19 protein-coding genes are annotated in these 21,428 nt (G+C 68.5%); 5 read left to right on the forward strand and 14 right to left on the reverse strand.

All coding sequences use genetic code 11. The annotated features are described in order from the left end of the window. Positions 1-3: 3 nt before the first annotated feature. The 9 genes from STBA_RS19275 to STBA_RS19310 form a co-directional block, all read right to left on the reverse strand. Positions 4-1,665 (reverse strand): hypothetical protein, encoded by a 1,662-nt coding sequence (locus STBA_RS19275; protein ID WP_143659521.1) that lies wholly within the window; start codon positions 1,663-1,665, stop codon positions 4-6. 183 nt (positions 1,666-1,848) lie between these two features. After that, positions 1,849-2,733, reverse strand: coding sequence for a hypothetical protein (locus tag STBA_RS19280; RefSeq protein ID WP_253194832.1), 885 nt, complete (start codon positions 2,731-2,733; stop codon positions 1,849-1,851). A gap of 52 nt (positions 2,734-2,785) precedes the next feature. Next, entirely contained in the window at positions 2,786-4,669 is a 1,884-nt protein-coding gene (locus STBA_RS19285) for a major capsid protein (RefSeq protein ID WP_077060442.1), read from the reverse strand. A 148-nt stretch (positions 4,670-4,817) separates the two neighbouring features. Beyond that, a complete protein-coding gene (locus STBA_RS37245; RefSeq protein WP_216355940.1) occupies positions 4,818-4,982 on the reverse strand; it encodes a hypothetical protein in 165 nt (54 codons plus the stop codon). Between the two features lie 204 nt (positions 4,983-5,186). After that, positions 5,187-5,948 carry a hypothetical protein gene (locus STBA_RS19290; RefSeq protein ID WP_077060443.1) on the reverse strand — a complete coding sequence of 254 codons (762 nt, stop codon included), beginning with the start codon at positions 5,946-5,948 and terminating at the stop codon, positions 5,187-5,189. Between the two features lie 231 nt (positions 5,949-6,179). Next, positions 6,180-6,740, reverse strand: a complete 561-nt coding sequence (locus STBA_RS19295) for a hypothetical protein (protein ID WP_253194834.1) — start codon at positions 6,738-6,740, stop codon at positions 6,180-6,182. 96 nt (positions 6,741-6,836) lie between these two features. Further along, positions 6,837-9,353: an NUDIX domain-containing protein gene (locus STBA_RS38360; RefSeq protein ID WP_216355941.1), complete on the reverse strand. Its 2,517-nt coding sequence runs from the start codon at positions 9,351-9,353 to the stop codon at positions 6,837-6,839. Between the two features lie 60 nt (positions 9,354-9,413). Then, on the reverse strand, positions 9,414-11,291 hold the full coding sequence (locus STBA_RS19305; RefSeq protein ID WP_077060446.1) for a hypothetical protein: 1,878 nt from the start codon (positions 11,289-11,291) through the stop codon (positions 9,414-9,416). A gap of 24 nt (positions 11,292-11,315) precedes the next feature. Continuing rightward, positions 11,316-11,693 (reverse strand): DUF1360 domain-containing protein, encoded by a 378-nt coding sequence (locus tag STBA_RS19310; protein ID WP_077060447.1) that lies wholly within the window; start codon positions 11,691-11,693, stop codon positions 11,316-11,318. 97 nt (positions 11,694-11,790) lie between these two features. Between STBA_RS19310 and STBA_RS19315 the strand changes: the two genes are divergently transcribed. Together STBA_RS19315 and STBA_RS19320 are read left to right on the forward strand one after the other, a co-directional pair. Continuing rightward, on the forward strand, positions 11,791-12,288 hold the full coding sequence (locus tag STBA_RS19315) for a hypothetical protein (RefSeq protein WP_143659523.1): 498 nt from the start codon (positions 11,791-11,793) through the stop codon (positions 12,286-12,288). 353 nt (positions 12,289-12,641) lie between these two features. Beyond that, on the forward strand, positions 12,642-13,145 hold the full coding sequence (locus STBA_RS19320; protein ID WP_077060449.1) for a hypothetical protein: 504 nt from the start codon (positions 12,642-12,644) through the stop codon (positions 13,143-13,145). A 161-nt stretch (positions 13,146-13,306) separates the two neighbouring features. Here the strand turns inward: STBA_RS19320 and STBA_RS19325 are convergent, their stop codons facing one another. The 5 genes from STBA_RS19325 to STBA_RS19345 all read right to left on the reverse strand — a co-directional run bounded on the left by STBA_RS19325 (position 13,307) and on the right by STBA_RS19345 (position 18,637). Beyond that, positions 13,307-14,848 carry a terminase family protein gene (locus STBA_RS19325; RefSeq protein ID WP_077060450.1) on the reverse strand — a complete coding sequence of 514 codons (1,542 nt, stop codon included), beginning with the start codon at positions 14,846-14,848 and terminating at the stop codon, positions 13,307-13,309. Next, positions 14,841-15,419, reverse strand: coding sequence for a hypothetical protein (locus tag STBA_RS19330; protein WP_077060451.1), 579 nt, complete (start codon positions 15,417-15,419; stop codon positions 14,841-14,843). Before STBA_RS19330 ends, STBA_RS19325 begins: the two co-directional genes overlap by 8 nt. Positions 15,420-15,456: 37 nt before the next feature. Further along, a complete protein-coding gene (locus tag STBA_RS19335; protein ID WP_077060452.1) occupies positions 15,457-16,887 on the reverse strand; it encodes an aldehyde dehydrogenase family protein in 1,431 nt (476 codons plus the stop codon). Next, on the reverse strand, positions 16,884-17,417 hold the full coding sequence (locus STBA_RS19340; protein ID WP_216355942.1) for a ParB N-terminal domain-containing protein: 534 nt from the start codon (positions 17,415-17,417) through the stop codon (positions 16,884-16,886). Before STBA_RS19340 ends, STBA_RS19335 begins: the two co-directional genes overlap by 4 nt. A 128-nt stretch (positions 17,418-17,545) precedes the next feature. Next, entirely contained in the window at positions 17,546-18,637 is a 1,092-nt protein-coding gene (locus tag STBA_RS19345; RefSeq protein ID WP_079252429.1) for a DUF4331 family protein, read from the reverse strand. Positions 18,638-19,040: 403 nt separating this feature from the next. Here STBA_RS19345 and STBA_RS19355 point away from each other — a divergent pair, with 403 nt between their 5' ends. From STBA_RS19355 to STBA_RS19365, 3 genes are all read left to right on the forward strand, one after another. After that, complete coding sequence (locus STBA_RS19355) at positions 19,041-19,976, forward strand: hypothetical protein (protein ID WP_077060456.1); 936 nt, start codon at positions 19,041-19,043, stop codon at positions 19,974-19,976. Positions 19,977-20,010: 34 nt separating this feature from the next. Further along, positions 20,011-20,592 carry a hypothetical protein gene (locus STBA_RS19360; protein WP_077060457.1) on the forward strand — a complete coding sequence of 194 codons (582 nt, stop codon included), beginning with the start codon at positions 20,011-20,013 and terminating at the stop codon, positions 20,590-20,592. An 85-nt stretch (positions 20,593-20,677) separates the two neighbouring features. Beyond that, positions 20,678-21,418: a hypothetical protein gene (locus STBA_RS19365; RefSeq protein WP_143659524.1), complete on the forward strand. Its 741-nt coding sequence runs from the start codon at positions 20,678-20,680 to the stop codon at positions 21,416-21,418. Positions 21,419-21,428 lie beyond the last annotated feature (10 nt).

Consider the following 21,428-nt stretch of genomic DNA (forward strand, 5'->3'; position numbering starts at 1 on the left):
CCTTCAGGCCGTGGTGGCGTTGTCGATGTCGAGCTGTATGGTCATGCCGCTGGGATCGGAGGTGTCCGCTCCTGCGGTGGCCTGCGGCTCGGTGGGCTGCCCGGCGCCGGTGTTGTCGATGTCGAGCTGGACCGTCATGCCGCTGGGGTCGGACGGGTCGGCGGCGGCGGTCACCTGCGGGCCCGGCTCGTCTTGGCCGAGAGGCACGGTGACCGGCAGCTCGACGGCCGCGGTGGGCTCGGCGACCGAGGCGACACGGATGGTGTAGTCGCCCTGGGCGGTGTAGGCGTGCTCGGCGGTGCCGGACTCGGGCACCTGCTGCACCGGGGTGCCGTCGCCCCAGTCGATCGCCACCAGGCCGTTGCCGGTGTTGTCGTAAGTGACAACGGCGGTCATGCCGGTCGGGTCGTCCGGGTCGGCTTCGACCTCGGCGGCGGGCGCCTGGGCGACGGGTACGCGGATGGCCTCGCGGGTGCGGTAGGTGGGCAGGTCTCCGCGCCGGGCGGCCACGTAGTAGATGTTCGGGAACTGGTAGGTGTGCAGGACAGAGACGGTGCCTGCCGCGCTGACCGTGACCTCCTCGGCGGCGGTGCCGTCGCCCCAGTCGACGGTGGCGGTGCGGTTGGCGTGCGAGGGCAGGCCGATGGTCGCGGTGATCTCGAAGGGGTTGTCGGGGTTGTCGCCGCTGAGGGTGAGGGTGGGTTCGTCGGCCGGCAGCGGGATCGTCACGGACCGAGTGGCGGTGACTACCGGGGTCTGGGCGTCCGCGACGGTGATCGGGTACTCGCCGTCCCCTTCGTAGGTGTGGGTGACCCAGGTGCCGTCGGCAACCTGCTGCGGCTCGGAACCGTCCGCCCAGGTCACCAGCACGGGGCCGAGGCCATGGTTGTCCGCCCGCAGTCGGACGGTGCGGCGCGGCGTCTCGTTGACGACGCCGGTGACGTACAGGTCGGCCGGGTCGGGCACGGGACGGTCCACCGGCAGGCACTCGGTCTCCGGCTCCGGCGGACGCAGCGTGGTGACGGGGATGAGACGGCGGTGCTTGGTGGGCGGCATCGGCTGAGGCAGCGGACCGGGAACTCCGTTGGCGTCCGCCCAGACCTGGTAGGGACCGCGTCGCCAGCCGTTCGGGGCGCGGGTCGTCCCAGTGAACGTGGTGGTCAGCGCAGCGTTCGCCACTTCGAGATCGCCTTCGGAGGCGCCGACCACGCGGGGGTAGAGCAGGTAGCCCCAGCGTCCTTGTGCGACGCTGCCGGTGCACACATCGTCTTCGGAGCTGACCGCCATCCACAGCTCCAGTGCGAATCCGACCTCATTGGTCGACAGGCCCGAGCTGTCGCCGGTGTCGTAGCCGATGATCTCCTCGCCGTCGTGGACCAGCTCGACGCTCGGGTCGATGATCTGGGCGAGCACCGGGTTGACCGCACACAGCACGATCTCCAGCTCGTAGTGGGAGAATGTGTTGGTGGCGGGGATGTTCAGGCAGGTCCCGCCGTCAGCGGCGGGCTGGGATATCTCTTCACCCTCAGTGAACTGCGCGCTCTGCGAGACGCTGACGAAACCGCGGGTGACGATCTGGCCGCACTCGCCGTAGACGGGGCGGCCACACACATCAAGCCTGGTAAAACGGGCGACGAGGCCACGGTAGAGACGTGCCTCAGGCATGACGTACTCCTTCATTGAGGGCCGTGGTGAGCGGCAGCGGGCGGAGGTCGTTCTCCGGGGTGGTGCGGCCGCGAGTCGTCAACCTCCGGCCCAAGAGGGGAGCTGTCCGAGGGCCCGGGAGGGGTGGGTGGGTTGCGGATCTACCGGCTGTTCGAGGAGCCGGCAGGCTCTTGAGGGCCGCCATCACCACTCACTGCTTCCGGAGGGAAGCTGGAGAAGGACGGCTGCGGCGTAGCAGTCGGCGTCCAACGCGTAGGTGCGCTCCGCGATTGCGATACGGGTGTTGGTTTCCGGGGTGACGGCCTGGTGGGCGAAGGGGGCGCTGCGGCGTGCGGTGACGGTGCCGGTGGCGATCAGCCAGCACCGTCCCGAGACGGGGTCCGGCTCGGCGGGTTCTGAGGGGTCGTCGAAGTAGCCGCCCCCGAACGCGATGCGGCTGCCGAGCTCGGTTCGCATCATCGGTCCGTTCGGCGTCACCTGCCGCGCCGCCGCGAAGTGCGGCTGCGTCCAGCGAGGAGCGTGAACGGTAGGCCGCCCGGCATAGTGCAGGGCCGCGTCAGCCTCCAACGCCCCGAGTGCGGTCAGAAGCGGAACCGGCTCGGTGCCCAGGGGAAGCCGCGGGTCAACATCGGCGATCTGAAGCGAGAAGACGCGCTCCACCTCGCGCGGTTCGATCAGATGCAGGCGGCGCAACGCGGTGCCCTCGGGGTCAGCGAAACCGACCGTCGAGCACTCCAGCCGCGTGTAGACCGTGAACGGTCCGCCGCCGTTGACCCAGGTCACCCCCTCGGCCTCAGGCTTGTCGTGGCTGGTGCCTCCGGGCGCGGGCTGCGGGCGGGAACCGATCACGTGCCCGCCTTGCGCACAGGCATCGGTGGCGTAGGTGACGCCGTCGAGCTGCCAGCGGCCGTCCTCGGTGATGACCCGAGCCACGCTGAGCAGGCCGTAGGTGTAGGTCTCAAGGGGCGGCGGGTCGACTTCCACACTTCCCGGGACCGGGATCGTCATTGCGTCTCCAGATGGGTCCAGCGAGGCGGCCCGGAGCTGGGTGACGGAGCCGAGCAGCACAAGGGAAGAAAGGTGCGCTCGCGCAGCTCCGAGCCGCTGGATTGAGAAGAAGTCAGGCCGCCAGGGCGGGGACAGGAGCGGGGGCGGCGTAGGTGACCGACTGGAAGGCGCCGGACAGGCCGTTGGCGAACAGCGGGATCGTCAGGGCGTAGGAGGTGCCGCCTCGAATGCAGACCTGGACGCCTTCTTCCGTGAAAAGGCTGGTGAAAACGTTGTGCGTGAGACCGTCGTGGTCGTACACCCCGTCCAGCGAGATCACATCTGCCTGCAGGCGGAAGAACGTGCCGGCCGGGTACAACAGCACGCGCACTTCGGTCGGCCACGCGGTGTGCACCAGACGGCCACCGAATCCCGCCTCATCGCCGTCGGCGTAAGCGTCCTGCCAGTCGTACACCCACTGCGGCGCCACCCCGGCGTTGCGGAGGTAGGCGTCGAGCTGCTGATCAGAGATGGACCAGCGGTTGTCGATGCCGGCCTTCTTCCTCAAGTCGCTCTTCAAGATCCCTTTCAACCACAGCGGTGCGATGAGTTCCAGCGTCGCGTTCGGCGCCAGCCGCTCGCGGTAGCGCTGCTGCATGACCTGGTGCTCCAGAATCGACAGCACCGACTCCACCGCGCCCGGTCCGTGCAGATCCACGACTGCCGCCTGAGGGTCCGGGGTACCCACTGCAGGGAGGGCGACCGGCCTGGACAATGCCTCCATCCGCGCGAGCTGCCAGGCGTTCATCTTGTGGCTGTGCACCGCGAGCGCGCCTTCGGTGAAGCGCGCGATGCGCTCCGGCCACCCGCGCTGGGTCAGGATCGGCGTACGCAGGCACACCCCGTCCGCATCCAGGCGGCACTCGACAAAGTCGTCATCGCACGGGACTTCCAAGCACGCTTTGCTCTCTCCCGCGACAGCCTGGGCCTCGGTCTGATGGAAGCCGACACTGCCCCAAATTTCGGCCCAGTCGAACTCGGCCGGGTATCTCAGCCCACCACGGGTTGCGGTCAGCGTCGGCAGATCCACCATGCCCTGATCGGTGATACGCAGCTCGGTCAGGTCGTAGAGGGTGAGGCTGGGCGCACACCAGCCGCCGGCCGCGACCAGTGAGCCGCCCTCCAGCCGCGACTCGTCCGTGACGAAGTCGATCTTCGAAAGGCCCTCGTCATGGTTGGTCGGGTCCAGGACAGTGACCTCGTCCGGGGAGGCGCGGATCAGGCGCGCGACTGGGATCTGCTGCCGGTCCCGGCTGCGTGAGTTGATCAGCGGCCTCAGCCGTTCCTCCCACACCGAGCCAAAGGCCCCCAGGGTCTCCAGGCGTTGCCCGGCGGTTACCTGCCGACCGCCGCCGCCAGTTACATCGGCCGAGGCGATCAGGGTGTAGGAGTCCTGCCAGGACTCGGCGTCGTCCGGCTGCTGGGGCGGCGGCGTGGAACGCAGCCCCAGCGGGACACGAGGCGGTGCCGAAATCGGCACTCGGCCGGAAGAGACGGAGAGTTCCGCACCCGCTGCGGCAGGCTGCGGGTCGGAGGGACCTGCCGGAGCGGAGGTACCGGTCGCGTCAGCCTCAGCGGAAGGGGCCTCCGGTTGAGCTACCGGCTCCGGACCGGTCGGTTCCAGCTCCGGATCGGCAGCAGGCTCCGAGGGAGGCGGGGGCGCGAGGGCCTGGATGCGGGCCTGGGCGTCCGCTATCCGCTGTACGCGCTCCTCGACAGCAGCGGTGTACTCGTGAACGCCGTCAGCGACGCGGGCCAGTGTCTCCAGGGAGTCCACCGCAGCGTCGTTGACCAGGCTGTCCTCGACGGTGGCCTCGTTGAAGCGGGCGTGGATGTCCGCCGTCAGAGCGACGAGATCGAGATCGGCTGCCTCGGCCAAAGCGGAGCGGATGATGTCGGCGTGCTGCTCGACCGGTTCATCAGCGAGCCTGGCCAGCAGGTTGTCGAGGAAGCTCACGCGAGCCCCTTTCGCAGGGGTGTCGTCGAGCTCTCGGCCCACCAGCCAGCAGAGCAGAGGTCGTGGCTGGGAAGGGTAGGCGCGTGTACGCGCCCGTCACGCCTCGGCGGGTTGGGCCCGTCGCCTCTCGAAGGGGTCAGGCGACAGTTCAGGTCCCCGCTGGCGGCACGACCAGTTCCAGAACCTCATTGGTCCTCGTGTTGATCTTCTCGACCTTGCCGCCGTTCCGGTGTTGGGCGAGCAGCGCGAGGTTCTGGTCGTAGTAGGGAACGCGCCCACCGTGCTGATCGGTGTGGAGCCAGGCGACGGGCACACCACTGGCCAGCAACGGCCTGGCCGCTTGACGTCCTCCGCAACCGCACGCCATGACCTGCCTCCTCGTTTCCGGGGCTGGCAGGGTAGGCGCGTGTACGTGTTCGTCGGGACAACCAGGACGTGATGGCGCGCTCGGCGGGGGCTCAGCCCGGCAGGTCGACTCCGTGGGCGTAGCGGTGGGCGCCGGCCGGGCCGGGGCCTGCTACGGCTTCCGCTCGCGTTCCTCGTCGAACAGGCCGTCGCACAGCTCGGTTAGCTCCCACGCCTGCTTCACGAGCGTGTCGACGATCTTCTCCAGCTTCTTCTCCCGCTTCGCGCCGGCAGGAGTGCTGTCCGGGTCGGTGACGATTCCGCCGATGAAGTGGGCGAGGTGGTTCAGCACGGAAGCGGTGAGGCGCAGCTGACTGATCGCGTCGAGGTCCGGCTCGGCCACCGGGCCGTGCTGGGTTGGGTAGCCGTTGGCGAGGCGTTGGGTCACCCGGGTCTGGGTCAGCCGCAGTCCAGCGGCCACGAGCCTGGCCAGTTGGACGCTCTGCGGCGGCACCACAGGGGTATCGGCGTCAGCCGGGCCAGGCGGAGCGTCCCCGGGGAAGCCCACGACGCTCGCCCCGAGCAGTTCCAGGATCTCCTCGGTGCACCGCTTCGGCCGGGCGATGCCCTTCTCGTCCAGGGGCAGCACGTCGAAGGTGTCGTGATCGGGCGCCGGCCCCCCGTACGGCGGGTAGTGCCGAACCACCGTCACCGGCGGGCCGAACTCCCGCACACAGGCCCGCACCAGGGCCTCCGCCGCGTTGATCAGCCCGGCGCCCAGCTCCAGGTCGGTGGCAATCACCAGATGACCGCCGTCGTTCGTCGGCCACACCCGCAGCCGCACGTGAGTGCGGTGGCCGTTGATGTCCGGGAAGTGCCAGGCATGGTCATCACGGATCGGCGACAGCCGCGTCGGGGTGGGCAGTTCGGGCACAGGCGGTCCTCTCGTCGTGCAGCAGACAGACGACGATTACGCTAGCCAGCAGCCCGGCGCACACGCCCGAACCCGGAACTTTGGCCGGAACTCCCGTCCCGCCCGACGGAGACGTGACCGCTCCGGCTGTACGGGGAGACCACCGGGGCGGAATGCCATTATCGCAGTTCAGGCCCTACTTTGTTGATTTTCCGGCGACTAGCCAGGGCGAAGTAGCACCTGCACACCCTGTCAACGGCGGGTGACGTTGAACCCGCTGTCATGGAGAGCAGCGGTCCACTTGTCGCGGTCGAACCACTTCATGATGTCGGGCACCTGCGCGGTGATGCCCTTCATACGCGCGTCCCAGTCGTGGCCGGCCGATCCGCGGCTGCCGTCGCACCCGGGGCAGCCATCCTCACCGTGGATGTGACCAGCCAGCCACGCATTCACGATCGCGTTCAGAACCACCGCGTACAGGTCGCCGCCGGTCTCGGCCAGGGCATCGGGAACGCTCCCCAGGATCAGCGCCAACTCGGGGTTGTCGATCGGCGGCATGGGCGCCTGCCCCACCCCGTGGGCCGCGCTGCCGCTCTTGAAGTCCCGGTGCTGCTGGGCGATCGTCTCGGCGAGCCCGGCGGCGTCGAAGTACCGCCAGGCGGAACGCACCTGGATGCCCATTTGTTCAGCCACCGCGTTGACGTTCTTTTCGATGACGTCCGCGACCGTCCCAGACCGCACAGTGACTCCTCGCCGGGCCAGCTCGGCAAGCGTCTGCGCTACCGCTTCCTTAAACGCCTTGGTGTTCCTCACCCACAGCAGAGTAGGCCCTCACAGGTGGCTCCCGAGCCGGAGAGCCGGCTGGCCTCGACCATGATCAATCTCACCGCTCCCATGCCGACGCCACCGTCAGGCGCGGGACTCGGTCATCTCCTCACGCATGAAACCGTCGGCAATGTCCCGGATGTACGCGGAGAGCCCGCCGACGTCATCCACCCAGTTCAATGACGGAACCGCAGCCCCGAATCCGGGCGCTGGATCATCCTCCTTGGAGTCGGCTGCGACAGTGGTGGGCGTGAGTCTCCGTGGCGGGCGCACGCGGCGGGACGCGGTCTGAACGCGTAGGGCCTGGATCGATCGATGCGCGTCTTGAACCCGGCGGCGGAACTCCGCTCGGCGGGCGTGTTCCGCCTCGACCGCATCGACAAGTCGGCTGAACGCCTTCGGGGAGAGGCCCTCCGGCTCGTCGAGGGAGCGGGGTCGGATACCGGCGGCGATCAGCGCCCAGGGGCGACCGGCTGTGTCGCGCTGTTCGAGCGGGGCCAACAGCGGCTGGTAGTCCACGGTGGCGGAGGCGGCCAGGGCCTGCCGTTCTTCCTCCGGCAGATCGACCGAAATCTCCAGGAACCCTGGTGTGTTGACTGCGTGCGCGCCGACCATTTCCAGTTGCCCGTTGATCACGCGCCAGTCGCCGGACCAGTCGGTGATCCCGAGTGCGTTGGTCTGGGGCACCCGCAGGTGCGGCAGAATCGCCCCGGCGACCCAGATACCGTGGGCGTCCTCGCCACAGGCGACGACCGCTCCCTGGGCGCAGGTGTTGTCGTAGTGGTCGATAGCTGCGGCAGCCGACAGACGCTGGTGGGCGTGCCGGCTGGCGAAGGTGAGCTGACCGACGCGAATGATCTCGCTGGTGTCGGTTTCTATCGCTCGCCGCAGGAAGTATCGGTATCCGCTGGACGAGCGGGGTGGGGTGATGGCCTGTCCGGGATATGAGATGTGCTGGGCCGTCCAGTCGGCGATGTGGCCGTACAAGCGCCCGGAGGCTTCCACCACCGGTCGGGTGTAGCCGGAGAGCTGCGGGTCGGCGAGCCAGTGGCGCGGTGGGCGCCAGACGTTGCCCTCCGGCTCGCGGATCACGACCAGATCAGTGACCGCCGCGGCCAGGAGCGCCACGCGTGCTTCGTCTTGGCTTGATCCGATGGTGATGTCAGGATCGTCGAACGCGATGCTCGCCGCCTCGTACAGGTCCGCCACGGCGTTGAGAGCCTGTTGCCGCTGCTGCTCGGTGATGTCCGGTTCGGAGCGCGCGCCGTTGAGCGCGGCTTGCGCGGAGGTAACGCCTCGCCAGACCAGCCTGAGTTCCCCGTCGATGACGTCGGCTACACCGAACCGGTAACTGGTCGCGTTCTGCGGCGGCCCGTCCGCGATCAGGAACGCGCGTGACATCTGACCCGGGTCGAACTGGTCGCTCCCTTCGGGAGCGGCCCACTGCCGCACGCGGTTCATCGCGGCCGCGCCGTCCCACTGTGTCTCCCGCGGTGCCCACGGCAGCGTGACATCCACCGCCAGCACAGCGCCGGACGCCGCGATCGGAGCCTCTGGCGGGTTCTGGGCGGTCGGCGCGCCGGCGGCCGTCAGCAGGTCCCAAGGAGTGCCACGCACCTCGTCCCGCAGGGCTGGCATCTCCGACAGTCCTTCGATATCCCACCAGGCGATGACTTCGATGCTGTCGCCATCCGGGTCATCCGGGTTGAGCACAGCCCGGTCCTCGTGGTCCATGTTCAGCGGCACGTCCGCCTCGGCGTCGACCAAGGCGATGTGGCCGCGGTACACCCCGTTCGCGGAGGTCCACTCACCAGCGATGGGCGCTGAGGACGGCAGCGCGACGCCGGTCTCCTCGCTGAATTCCCGCATCGCGGCGTCGAGAGGCGTCTCGCCCTCTTCGATGTGTCCGCCGGGGAACTCCCAGGTTCCGGCCGCCGGATCGTCCTCGGCGAGAGCGCGCTGGATCAGCAGCACTCGACCGGTGTCCAACGCTTTGACCGCCAGACCGGCCACAGTGGGGACAGCGACGGCGTCCGCCAGGCCCTCTGACGGCAGGCCCTCCGGCGTGGCGCGAGGCTCGGCCATGTCGATCTGCGCGTTGGGGAAGGCAGGGTGAGCCAGCAACGTCGCGCCCATGATGCGCCAGCGGTCCCACAGCTCGCCGGACTCGCCCTCGCTCTCCACCGGGTCGCAGTCTGGGAAAATCTGCCCGTCGTCGCCGACACACACCATGCGGGGCTGAACGCTGTCGACATCCGCGCTGACGAACCGCAGGTACCCCTCGCGTATCTTGCGGGCCAGCCGAGGCCCGTCAGGGTCCTCCATGTCGATCTGGCCGCGGCCCCACACCGCATCCCCGTCCCGCCAGACTTCATCCAGGCGCATCAGACCCACCTCCGCGCCGCGATGACCCTCATCGATGCGCCACTGCACGCCGACGCTCAGCGGCAGCGGCCGGACCGGCACCTCGTCGTACGGGGTGAGCATGCGGCCGTCAGCGGACCAGGTGTTCGTCCAGGTGATCGGTCCTTCCCAGGTGCCGTCGTCCTGGACGGAGATGGGCAGCGCGGCGGCTCTCAAGGATGTCCACGGGCTACGCATGAACCTTCTCCTCCTTCGACTCTCGGTCTGATGCGCCCGGCAGCGACGAGTGATCGCGCATCACGCCGCCTGATCGCATCCGGCTTGTTGGATGGCGCGGGCCAGGTAGTCGCGGTGGTGGTCCTCGCGAGCCAACAAGAGGGCGCGGACGTAGTGATCGATGGCTTGGTGGAGGCAGTGCTCCTCGGGGGTGGCCGCGATGAACTCCCTGTAGGCACCGGCGAGCATCTGGTCGAGCTGGTCTTGCTCTGCGCCCAGCACGACGTGAATGCGGTGCAGCGGCACATCCCGGTACTGGCCGCGCAGGCTGCGGCTTCCTCGGTTCAACAGCCACTGGCCGGCTCGTTCCAGCGCTCGCAGTACAGCCATGTCCAGGCAGTTGGTCCGCCACTCCATGTCAGCGGCGGAGGCGGTTACCACCGCCGGTGGTTCAGGCGGGCCGGAGCGGGGAAGCTCGGCCGGCTCGGGACGAGATGCCACCGGGGCGCGGGGTCCTTCCGTCCGTGCCGGCTGGTCCAGGCCGGGTATTGCCATGCCCAGCGCGGTCAGCGCGGCTGGCGCGAGCTGCGGAGTGGAAAGGGCGAGCTGCAGCAACAGGCGACGGCGTTGCTCCTCCTCGTCCGGCATGTCTTCCGTCGAGAAGCCGAGTTCTCTGAGATAGGCGGCATCGCTGAGCACACCGCGCTCATGAGCCTGGGCTGCTTCTGGGCCGCGGTTGGGGCGCTGGCGAAGGTCGGAAGTGTCGTACCAGACCGCGTACCGGCCGGGCTCGGGAACGCCGAGCGCTTCCAGAGCAGGCCGGTACCAGCTCGTGGTGAGCGCGTCGCAGATCAACCCGAGCTTGGGCTCGACATGCAGTTTGATCCCGGATTCCTCGATCAGCCACTGCCCCCAGTGGTTGACATTCCCCATCCCCAGAAGGATCTCCGGCGGCATGTCCATGCCGATGGCGACCCGGCGTATCGCGGCGTCGCGCAGCGGCAGGATCTGTTCGTCCAGCGGCGTGGCGAAGGTGAGGTGCTGGAGCTTGTCGCGTACCTCCCCGGGCGCGGTCAGCAGCAGCGGCACGATGCTCGCAGCTGAATCGCGGTCCCTCAGCGGTACGGCCATGGATTCCAGCAGCGCCTCGGCGACCGGTGAACCATGCATCGGGTTGGGCCCGTCGCTCTGCGTCGGGGCAGCGGGCACGACATCCTGCGAGGCCAGCAGCAGACCGGCTCCGGCGAGCCGGGAGTCCGTCGTCGCGATGACGTGAGCGGACAGGCCCTGAAGCTCGCGCAGCGGGTCGCGTAGCGCGTGCATCGGGCTGTCGGCCCGGTAGGCCAGTCTCGCGTGCGGGTGCCACAGCCGCACGATGGTCGAGGACTCCGGGGAGAGGTCGATCCGGGCGGTCGGCCCGTCCGGGAGCTGTACCCGTACCCGGTCGGCTCCCAGCGTGGTGACCTCGTCCGGGGAAGCGATGTGCCAGCGCCGCTCGCCGTCCGCGTCGAAGCCGATCAGATAGGACTCGCCTGGAACATCGAGGTGGATCGACAGGCGCCGCAGCATCTCTGACTGTCCGGTCTGCCCTCCGGCCAATTCCTCCAGCGGGGCCAGCAGACGAGCCACCAGTTCGGGGTCAGCATCCGCGTCCTGGGCGTCGACCGGGACAGGCTCGGAGGAACCGTCCGGATCGATGCTGCCGGCGTAGAGCCGCGTCCGGCTGCAAGCGTTCGCGGCCCACCGCGTGCCGGAATGGATCTCCGGAACGGCGTCGTACAGCTCCCACGCCTGAGCCTGCCAGCCCTCCTTGCGACCGACGGCGGCGCGAACCTGGCTCCGGGAGACCAGCGCGGCCGAGGCAAGCACGGCTGTGCCAGCGGGCCGGTAGCGGACCGAGCCGTCTCCGAGATCAACGACCTCGTGCTTGGTGCGTCGGTGGATCTGCCACCAGGCCATGCTGTATGCCTCCTCCCGGGCGTGTCAGCGCCGCCGCTGATCGCGGAGCGTCAGGACGAGCTGGACCGGGGCTATCTCGTGCTGCTTCACGGGAGGCGGAGCGTCGAGCCAGGAAGCTCCGAGAGCGACAAGATGGGAGGCGGTCAACGCCCCCGCGGCATAGACGAACAGCGCGGCGTCATGCCACCAGTAGTGAGCTGCGGCCGCACCGGCCGCGATCCAGATGGAGGCGCACCACTGGCAGCGGATCAGCTCGGACACCCACCGCCATCCGCTGGACTTCACCCCGCGCAGCTCGACGACCGCGCGCAGGGGCGCGGTGATGGTGTCTTCAACGACGAGCCGAGTCAGGCGCGCGATGGCGCCGAGCGTCAGCAACGCAATGAGAACTGTCTCGGTCACCCCGGGAGGGTAGGAGCGTGTACGGGGGCGACCAGATGTGTACGGTGGCCGCCAGCAACAGGGCCGCCCCGCTACGACGCCAACTCGAAGGACGACCATGGGAGCAATTCAGGAACCCGCCCCGGCCATGGGTCCCTACCGCGTGGAGCTCCGAAAGGAGTCGTTCTACCTCAGTCGCGCCGACGCCGTACCGGACTTGATCAGCGCGTCCAGCCGCTACGAGCTGAAGGTGCCGTCCGAGGACGCGCCGGCGCTTCTCTCCGCGCTGGACCAGGTCACGGGTCACCCGTCGTGGGGCAAGTGGCCGCGCCCGGCCCAGGACGAGCGGCCGGACACCACTTGGGCGCTCCCGCCGGGCAGCGACGGCCCAGCCCCAGACCCACACTGGACCGTTACTCCCACGGGACCCGCCCTCTCCATCCGCGGCCCATGGATCGTCTACTACGAGACGGACCGTGCTTTCCTCTCCACCGAGATCTGTTACCGCGACCTGGAGGAACTCCGCGAAGCGCTGGTGAATCTTTCTCCGGAAGAGTCGCCGGGAACCCATCCGAAGGGGCACCCTTCACCTTCGCCAGCCGAGCGGTCTCGCTGAATCTCCTCTTCAACGATGGGTGCAGCCGCGCCGAACTCCCTTGCGTGTAGCCAGCCAGATGGTGACGGCTGCGGCTGCCACTCCGATGATCTGGTGCAGAGAGCTGTCCGCTCAAACCATGCACTGCCGGGACCGTTGATCTCGGCGCGCACGGTGCCGTCCTTGGCCAGACTGACGGTCTGGGTCGGCTGGCCGTCACGGAGGTTGCAGAGATCCGGACGGAATGAACGATCACCTACGGTCACAGCTGGTGGGGGAGCCGGCTGTGGTCGTTGACACGCCTGCGGCGTGCTGAAGATCACTCGGTTGGGAACCTCCCCTGTCGCTGAACGGAACCTGCAATTCTGGTCCGCATGGAGGCGAACGGTGCACAGGTCAACATCGGTGCTGTGCAAGCGGCTTGGGATCAGGCGACCGGACTGCGGCAGGCGGACAACAACCCGGCGGCGCTGGCGGAACTGGCCGAACGCATCGCAGCAGCCACAGACCAGTACGGCTGGCGCGAGTTGGCCCGAGGCACGGTGTTCTTGATTGGCGGAGCGTTGGTTGAGATTGCCGTTGACGCCCCCGGCGCCGAGCAATTCCGCCGGGAGTTCACCGATGTGCTGATGACCAAGCTCAAGCGATCTCAGTTTGTGGACCTCGCCGACCTGCCGATGGTTCGCCGGGTGGTGACTGTCGCCCTCGAGGGACGCGACGTCGTTGCCTGGAGGGATCAGGCTGGCCCGGTTGGCGACAGCGAGCGGCGGGCGCTTACGAGTGCACTCGCACTCATCAGCGATTTCGTGGATCGGGTCGATGGCCCGGGATCGTGCGAGCGTCGAGTGCTGAAGGCTCTCGGCAATGCCCTTGACTGAGCCCGCGAACGGACCGCCGGTGCCCGCGGTCATGGTCGGCGACGGATTCGGCGACTCCTCGCGTCCGGCACGGGCGACTCACCCTGCTGGACGCACGCGAAGTCGTCGATACGAACGGGCCAGAGGGCGCGTTCCAGCACTCACCTGGGCCCGGAGCGTCGTCAAGGGCCGGTGCGGCCGAGCCGGACAGATCCCAGCCCGCCCGGCTGAGCAGAAGCCTGGGCCAGAGAGATTCCCGCCGGGGAGCTGATGACCTGAGCGGTGTTCGGCGGGCGTAGCAGCCCGTAGGCGAGATACACGCTGGCGTCGATCCGGCCCGGAGATTCCGATGACCCCGGCTGCCAGGTCGCCCACTCCATCTCCAGCTCCGGCAGGTACGCGGCGGTGCGCACCCGGTCCTCCCGCCACTGCTGCGCGATCGGCTCGGCGCGCAACGCCTTGCCGACCTTCGCATGGACCGGTTGGACGTACGGGGGGAGTTGTCCACTGGGGATCGCATTCTCGCGCTGGAGGGCGTCCCAGGCTGTTCGGATGGCCAAGTCGACCATGTCGCCGCCGTAGTTCCGCTCGACGAGGACGATCTGCGCTCCGGTCTCCGCGGCCAGAAGGCAGGCGGCGCGCGCCCACTCGGCCGACGACATCGCTTTCGTGTGGTCGTGGGTGAGGTAGAGGCGCTGGTCGGAGCCGAGATAGCCGCCGACGACGCCTGCGGTGTCCCGGCCACCGCCGGACGGATCGACGGCAACCGCGATCCGCTGCGGCGTGACACCGGCGTCGAAGTGGCGCTGACGCTGGAGGATGTCGGTGGAGAGGAGCGCGCCTTCGAGGGGTTGAGGGTCGAGCTGGTAGAGGGCAGCCCAGTCCCGCGCCTCGATCTGAGCCCGCCTCGCTGTCCAGTGCGCGCGGGCCGCTTCGATGTCGTCCACCGGGATCTGCGGGTGCGGCAGTGGGTCGCCGACCGCGCGGCCGAGCGCGTCGTGAGGAGAGGTGGCGAAGGCCGGCAGCGCGATGACCCGCCAGAGGCCGCCTTCTTCCTGGCGGCCGTCCCGCTCGAGCACGCGATGGGCGAGGTCATCCCAGTGCCAGGGGGTGAGCATCATGCACAGCGGCGCACCCGGCGACAGGCGGGTCATGAAGTCGGCGCTGTACCAGCTCCAGACGCGATCCCGGATCGCACGGGAGTCCGCTTCGGCTCTGTTCTTGTGCGGGTCGTCGATCACGGCGAGATTCGCCGGGAAGCCGGTCACGCCTCCGCCGACGCCGACGGACTTCACGCCTCCGCCGGTCTCGGTCTGCCAGTCGGTGACCATCGTGGAGCCGGCGGCGAGCTTGAGGTTCCAGCGCCAGCCGTGTGCGTCGATGAGACGGCGGATGGCGCGGCCGCGGTGCATCGCGAGCTGCTGGCCGTAGGAGCCGATGATCACACGGTCGTGAGGGCGGCGAGCCAGCCACCAGAACGGGGTCCAGACGGCGGCGAGCGTGGATTTCCCGGACTGGGGCGGGAGCATCAGCAGTAGCCGTGTGGTCTCTCCGGTGGCCAGGCGCGCCAGCTCCAAGGCCATGTATTCCAGATGGGGCCGGGGGAAGAAGCGGGCATCGAGGTAGCGGGCGATGGTCGCGGGGTCGTTCAGCGCGTCCTGGTTGGCCTGGCGAGCGGCCTGGGCCAGCCGGGCGAGGGCTCGGTGGTCAAGCGCGTCAGCCACTCTTGCCGCCCTGGTAGAGCCGAAGCACCCCCTCGGCCATCTCCTGAGCGCGCAGCCGCTTCTCCTCCTCGCTCAGCCCTTCGAACTCGCTGATCTCGATGGGGCCGCCGTCTTTGCCGGTGACCTCCATCAGCACCTTGTCGGGCTGATCCAGTGCGATTCGGCGCATCCGTTCGATCGCCTCGACCCAGCGCGGCACGATATGGGCGTCGAGGGGTTCTCGGGTCTCGGCGATGTGCTGGATGGTGCGGGCGACCAGAGTGGAGGTGGCGCGAGCAAGATCCATCAAGATCCGGCACAACTCTTCATCGCGCTCACGAATCCGCTCGCGGCGCTGACGCGACCGCTCCGCGTCGTAGGCTGCGACACGTTCCTGCCAGAGGTGGACAGCGGCCTGCTTCTGGATGACGCTCACCGAGCAGCCGTAACTTGCTGCTATCTCGCTGTAACTGCGCTGGCTCGGGGTGGTGTCGAGGAAGAGGGAGAAGCGTCCGAAGGCCTTCGCGGATTCGCCAGGCTGGCGTTCCCAGACCTCGCGGTCCGGGTGCAGGGCGATCCGCTTCAGGGCCATGGTCTTCTGCTCTCAGGGTCGTGGAAGGCTGGCCAGTTCAGGCGATGACCTTCGGTTCGGTGAAGCCGTACAGACCTTCCGGGCCAAGCTCCCGGCCGATCCCGGATTCCTTGAATCCCCCGAGGGGTGCGTCGATGCCGGTCTCCGCTCCGTTGATCCGCACGGTTCCGGCGCGGATACGGCGGGCGACGCGGTGGGCCTGTTCGGGTTCGGCGGAGTGGACGGCTGCGTCTAGGCCGTAGCGGGTCGCGTTGGCCAGCAGTACGGCGTCGTCCTCGGTGTCGTAGGTGGTGACCGCCAGGACGGGGGCGAATACTTCGCTGCTGAAGAGCGGGTTGGCCGGTGTGACGTCGGTGACGATGGCGGGGGTGAGGAAGTACCCCTCTCGGTCCAGCCGGTTCCCGCCTCGGTGCACCCGGGCTCCGGCACGTTCAGCATTGGCGATCTGGCGGACGGCGGCGTTCCGCTGCTGGCTGCTGACGAGCGGGCCGATGTCGATGGTCCGGTCCGTCGGGTCTCCGATGGTGAGTTCGTCGAAGACCTTGTCGAGGGCGTCGAGAAGTTCACCGTGGCGGCGGGCGGGGACAAGGACGCGGGTGAGGTTGCTGCAGATTTGGCCGGAGTTGGCCAGCGACTGGGCGGGTACGGTCGCGGCGGCGGCGGCGATGTCGGCGTCGTCGAGCAGCAGCATGGGCGACTTCCCGCCCAGTTCCAGGGAGCAGCGGCGCATGGCCTTACCGCACAGCGAGGCGATGAGTGAGCCGGTGCGGGTGGAGCCGGTGAAGGCGATCTTGTCAACGCATGGATGCGCGGCGAGCTGCTGCGACGTCTGTGCGGAGGCGGCCGGCACGACGTTGACCACACCGGGCGGAAGGTCGCAGGCGTCCAGCAGCTCGGCGAGCGCGAGCGCGTCCAACGGGGTGGCAGGAGCCGGTTTGACCACCACGGTGCATCCAGCGATCAACGCTGGGACCAGCTTCATCACGATGGTCTTCTGCGGCATGTTCCAGGGCGTGATGATCCCCACCACCCCCACTGGTTCGCGGTGCAGGGTGTAGCCGTCTCGGGGCTCGGAAAAGGAGAACCGTTCCTGCGGCCGGGTGGTGTAGTAGTCGATGATCTGGCGCGGGTGTGAGGTCTGGGAGGTGAAACCCGCGGGGGAGCCCATCTCGATCGTGATCAGCTCGGCCATCGCTCGTTCGTGCTTGGCGTACTGCTCGGCGAGAGGAGCAAGCGCGGCGGCACGCTCGTCCGGGGTCAGGCGCGGCCACGGGCCGGCGTCGAACGCGGTGCGGGCCGCGGAGACCGCCAGGTCGATGTCCACTGCTGTGGCCTCGGGAGGTTCGGCCAGCGGTCGTTCGGTGACCGGGTTGATGAGGGTGTGGGTGCCGCGTTCGAAGGGAAGCTGCCAGCGGCCGTTGATGTAGAGGCTGTCGCGATGAAGCCAGCGCGCAAAGGGGTTCGTCATACGGTCCATCCGGTGTTGAAGCCGCCCGCGTTGTGGCGGCGGGTCATCTCACCCCGGTCGGCAAGGCGATCGACTTCCTCCTCGTCCATCTCCAGGCGCCGGCCGATCTCCTCGCCCGACAGCCCCAACTCGAGCAGGTCCGCGACGATGTCGGCCATGCCCAGCACATGGTGTGTGCCTCTCGCGCGGTTGTGGCGGATGGTGGCCATTCGGGCGAGCACCGGATCGGTGGGCGGAAGTACCACGACAGGCACCATGCCGTCGGTCAAGGCCGCGACTTCGGGGTCGGCCGAGACCAGCCAACGGTGGTAGCCGTCCACGATCTCCAGCCCGGAGTCCTCCTCCCGGGCCACAATCGGCTGTGTCCACCCGTTCTCCAAGATGCTGATCTTCAGCAGACGGTGCTCCGGCGGCGCCTGCTTGTTCGGGTTCCAGGAGTTCGCTGACAGCTCGTCCCGCTTGAGCCAGCGGATCGTGGCAACCGGCTGATGGGACGTTCCGCTCTTGGCGCGCATTGCGTCGGCAGGCACGGCAGCAGAACCACCTTCCGTCCACAGCCCGGCCCACCAGCCAGCGGCTACTGCGGTGGGAGGGTAGGCGCGTGTACAGCGCCCTTCTGGAACGGGTGCTTCGCCGACAACTCCATTCCGCTCATCCTCTACGGCTCCGAATGCGTATGAAGCGACGGCGTGGTGAAAGGGTTCAAGGGACTGATGGAGACCTGCTCGCGAATCCTGCGAGCTGTCTCGGGGTCAGGCGCCACCGGCTCGCTGACGTAGGGGAAGACATCACGAAGCTGCCCGCTGGCATCGTCTGGCCCCAGTCCCGTCGCGAGCGACCGATTCAACACCAGCCGGAACATCCGCTCCGGCGAGTTCTCGATCAGCCTGCGACCACCCCGATGACCAAGCACCCACCAGCCGGGCCGGTAGGTCAGCACGTCAGGAAGGAGGAGATCGCGTATTCGCTCACCATGGGCGTCCGGATCGGTGTGCGTGCCGTTCACGTGGACGGCGCGAGCGACGAGGGCGCGGATGACCTCGCCGTACTCGTTGAGATCGCGGCGGGGATGAGCCGCGTTGAAGTCGTCAGCGGAGTTGAAACCGAACAGCGTCGAGACCAACGGGTTGCCAGCTCGGTCGATCTGACGCCACCCGCCGCCCGCGTCGGTGGGCACGGTCACCGCCGCCCAGGCATGGACAGTGCGACGGCCGAAGAGACGGTCAGGGAGCTCTACAACCAGTGCCTGGACGTTCGTTCCACCGAACAGGTTGCTCGGGGTGTCCGGATCGAAGTCACTCAAATCCAGCCTCGTGCCCTCAAGGAGGGAGGTCCGTACTGCGGCCACCACGCTTCCTTCGATGAAGAATGGATCACCGGCCGCGCCAGCGAAGACGCGAATGCCGCGCTCACCGTGGATGACGCTTCCACTTCGGCCGACCGCGATCAGCCGACCCCGCGTCTCCGGGTCCCGAGCACCGCGCCCGGCCACCAGCCACAGCTTCAGCAGTTGCCGACCTACGACACCCTGACCGCTGAACTCCGCCCGCAGCACCACATCCTCGATCACATCGCCATCGGTATCGAAGCGAACTTCGTACCGAGCCTCGGGATGAAAACCTCCCCCGCCGGAGACCGGGTTGACGTTCATGATCGCCACGGTGCCGTGATGCCCACGGAAGAGGTAGAAGTCCGCGACATCAAGGCGCGGCTCCTGAGATGCGGTGAGCCCGTCGAGGTGATCTGACACGCCGACTCCCTGCTGATCGAGACCACGGTCCGCGCTTCTGGACAGCGCTGAGCCCAGGCAGGGTAGGCCGATGTATGCCTCAGCCGGGGCTGCGGGCGCGGGAACCTCCGCCACCAACTCCAGGACGAGAAGCACGAGGAGTTGCTACGACCCACCGCCGTTTGCGACGCCTCGACCAGATCTGGCTCAGCGACGCTCTGGTCCCCGCCATCGTCGCCTGCGGCCTGGTCGACCACGGGCACTTCGATCACTCCGGAGCCTGGGCCCGCCTCGACCTGGACCAGGCAGCGACCGAGAACGTGTGGGCCGCCAGGCAGGTGCCTCCCTGCGCAGAGCAGCCCCGTTGCCAACGGTCCGTTGGCGCCCCGGTTCTCGCGCCGTCGGAACGGCAAGGGGATGCGAAGTGGCGCTGATAGCCTCGGCGCATCACCACCTGACCAAGGGGGGCACCGTGGACGATGACTTCATGACCCTGATGCCGCCGGCAATGAGGGAACGCACCGGCCGGATGGTAGGCATGGTGCTCCGGACGGTTATCGCGTACCTCGACGGCGAGGCGGCAACATTGGCCGCTCTCATCACGCGGATCGGCACGTGGGACGACGACCCCGGCCGCGAGCCCTACCCGCTGCCCCGCTACCAGTTCGCGACCCAGCAGGTAGTGAGCATCGTCAACGACTTCCTCATCAGCAAAGAGAAGGCTACAGGCAGGGAAGTACCCAACGAGGACGTGGCCGCCGGTGCCATACCGCTGATCGAGCGGTGCACCCCGGCGGAGTACAGGGACGCCGCGCTGACGATCCTGCGCGAGGTGCCGCCCGGCACCGCGCCGATGGACCTCCTTCGGGGCGACGGCGACCCCGGCCCAGTCGAGTTGTGCGCCGCGGCGGCCGCGGCGGCCTGGCTGGCCACCAGCTCCGGCGTCCCGCAGACGGCCCGGCTCCATCTCGTCCGCCGGGTTCATGACGCCGAGGGCGTGGCCACGGGAGCACCGACGGCCGAACGCATCCTCGACATCAGCGATGACGACGCCCTGGCCCTCCTCGCCCGGCTCTACGCGGACAGTGACCCCGGAGACAGCTTCGCCCGGCTGATCCCCCGGTCACCCGGTCAGCGTGGCCCGTGGGAGTGGGACATCCTCAGCGCCCTCAAGGCCCACCTGATGGAGACGCCCGCCGCCGCGACCACACCAGAGCAAGCCGCAGCGCTCCGTACGCTCATCGACGACATCCTCCTGGCCGCCGGTGGTGTGCGACGCCAGACCGCTCCGCCCAAGGCCAAGGCAAAGGGCAGTGGGAAGCGCACGCAGCCCAAACGGAAGCCGCGCCGGAAGCGCTGACTGTGCGGCGGCACCAGTGACGAGAAGGGAGCGCATGACGGACCACGACAGCGGCGATCTTGGCATCGGCGGCATCGACATCGCGCTGAACTGCCGCACCTGGGTGCCCTCCGAGATCGAGCTGCGGCTGGGCAACCGCCATGCCCAGGAGATCATGGCGTTGCAGGAGAGGGTGCGTCCCGACATGCCGACACAGGACACCGAACGCCTGTGGACGACACAGCTGATCGTCTACAGTGCGTCCGTCGTCACCATGACCGACCGGCTACTGGTACAGGAGAACTCGGGCGTGCCAGCCGAAAGTCCGATGGTGCGCCTGCTGCGCGCGTACGCGAACGCTGGCAGGCCGCTGGTGCAGTTCGCGCCTCGGCTGGAGGAGGCATGGGAGGCCGCACCGGTCCCGGAGCCGTCAGACGAGGAGATCGCCGAGGAGGCCGCCCAGTTCGCCCTCTCGGCCGACCGGGCGTGCGGTTGGTTGATCCAGAAGAACGTCCAGCGGTGGGAGGAGGTCCACCTGCCGTCGGGCGCCATGGAGCTGTGGCGCACCGTCTCGCACCGCATGATGGTGATCGGCGGCGTGATCACCGCCGCGATCACCGGGGACCTGGACTGGTGATCGGCGGCACGCCGTGCCCGGTCGCGTGATCTGATGGTCTGGACAATGAGAAGGCGCGTAGGGGTCAGCATCGGAGGTACGCGCGATGGGCAAGGGAAAGCGGCTCAAGCAGCAGAGAGCAGCCGGTCGGCGGCGTAAGACGGCACCACCGCGCTGGTCGGGTCTGGCGAAGGAACCGAACACGACGCCGACGATGGGCGACCAGCGTCGCGGCCAACTCTCCTCCCTGACCCGGCAGGAGATCCGCTCCAGAGTCACCGCCTGGATGATCTTGCTCTCCTACCTGGAGTCCGCTCGGGACGCCGGCGAAGCTGCCGACGACTTCCTGGCGCCGCGCCACGACGATGAAGGCGAGGAGGAGTTCGCGCTCCGGCGGGAAGCCGCCCACAAGCTCGCACTGGCCAAAGCGCTGACCGGCGGGGCGGCCGAGGAAGTGGCCGAGGTGCTGGCGAGCTGGGTCACGCCGTCGATGGCGCCCACGGTGATCGCCACCCTCACTGCCGAGGCCACGAAGATCCTCGACGACAGCCGCTACCAGGCGGACTCCGCAGCCTGGCGGGCCGGGGCCAGGAAGCTGTTCGGGACGCTGTGCCCTGCAGAGTTGTGGGATGCCGGCCTGGACCAGATCGAGACCCTGGCCGAGCACCGCCTTGCCGTACCCGAACAGAACGACCAGCTCAGCGACGACCAGCTCATTGCCACGATCCACGCGGCGGCAGCCCTCGTTGCCTGGCTGTACGACCAGCCAGAGGCGGTACCCGACCGCGCAGCCGCACAGATGGAGCTCGCCGAACGAGCCGGGAAGTTCGGCAACCTCGCATTCTGACGACCAAGCG

The sequence above is a fragment of the Streptomyces sp. MP131-18 genome, from assembly GCF_001984575.1.
In the GTDB taxonomy this organism is placed as follows: Bacteria; Actinomycetota; Actinomycetes; order Streptomycetales; family Streptomycetaceae; genus Streptomyces; species Streptomyces johnsoniae.

Excerpts from the sequence above, each read along its gene's own strand:
- STBA_RS19330 (WP_077060451.1), bottom strand. The coding sequence starts at position 15,419 with ATGGCCCTGAAGCGGATCGCCCTGCACCCGGACCGCGAGGTCTGGGAA.
- STBA_RS19305 (WP_077060446.1), bottom strand. The coding sequence starts at position 11,291 with ATGGCCTGGTGGCAGATCCACCGACGCACCAAGCACGAGGTCGTTGAT.
- STBA_RS19365 (WP_143659524.1), top strand. The coding sequence starts at position 20,678 with ATGGGCAAGGGAAAGCGGCTCAAGCAGCAGAGAGCAGCCGGTCGGCGG.
- STBA_RS19360 (WP_077060457.1), top strand. The coding sequence starts at position 20,011 with ATGACGGACCACGACAGCGGCGATCTTGGCATCGGCGGCATCGACATC.
- STBA_RS19320 (WP_077060449.1), top strand. The coding sequence starts at position 12,642 with ATGGAGGCGAACGGTGCACAGGTCAACATCGGTGCTGTGCAAGCGGCT.
- STBA_RS19275 (WP_143659521.1), bottom strand. The coding sequence starts at position 1,665 with ATGCCTGAGGCACGTCTCTACCGTGGCCTCGTCGCCCGTTTTACCAGG.
- STBA_RS19315 (WP_143659523.1), top strand. The coding sequence starts at position 11,791 with ATGGGAGCAATTCAGGAACCCGCCCCGGCCATGGGTCCCTACCGCGTG.
- STBA_RS38360 (WP_216355941.1), bottom strand. The coding sequence starts at position 9,353 with ATGCGTAGCCCGTGGACATCCTTGAGAGCCGCCGCGCTGCCCATCTCC.
- STBA_RS19335 (WP_077060452.1), bottom strand. The coding sequence starts at position 16,887 with ATGACGAACCCCTTTGCGCGCTGGCTTCATCGCGACAGCCTCTACATC.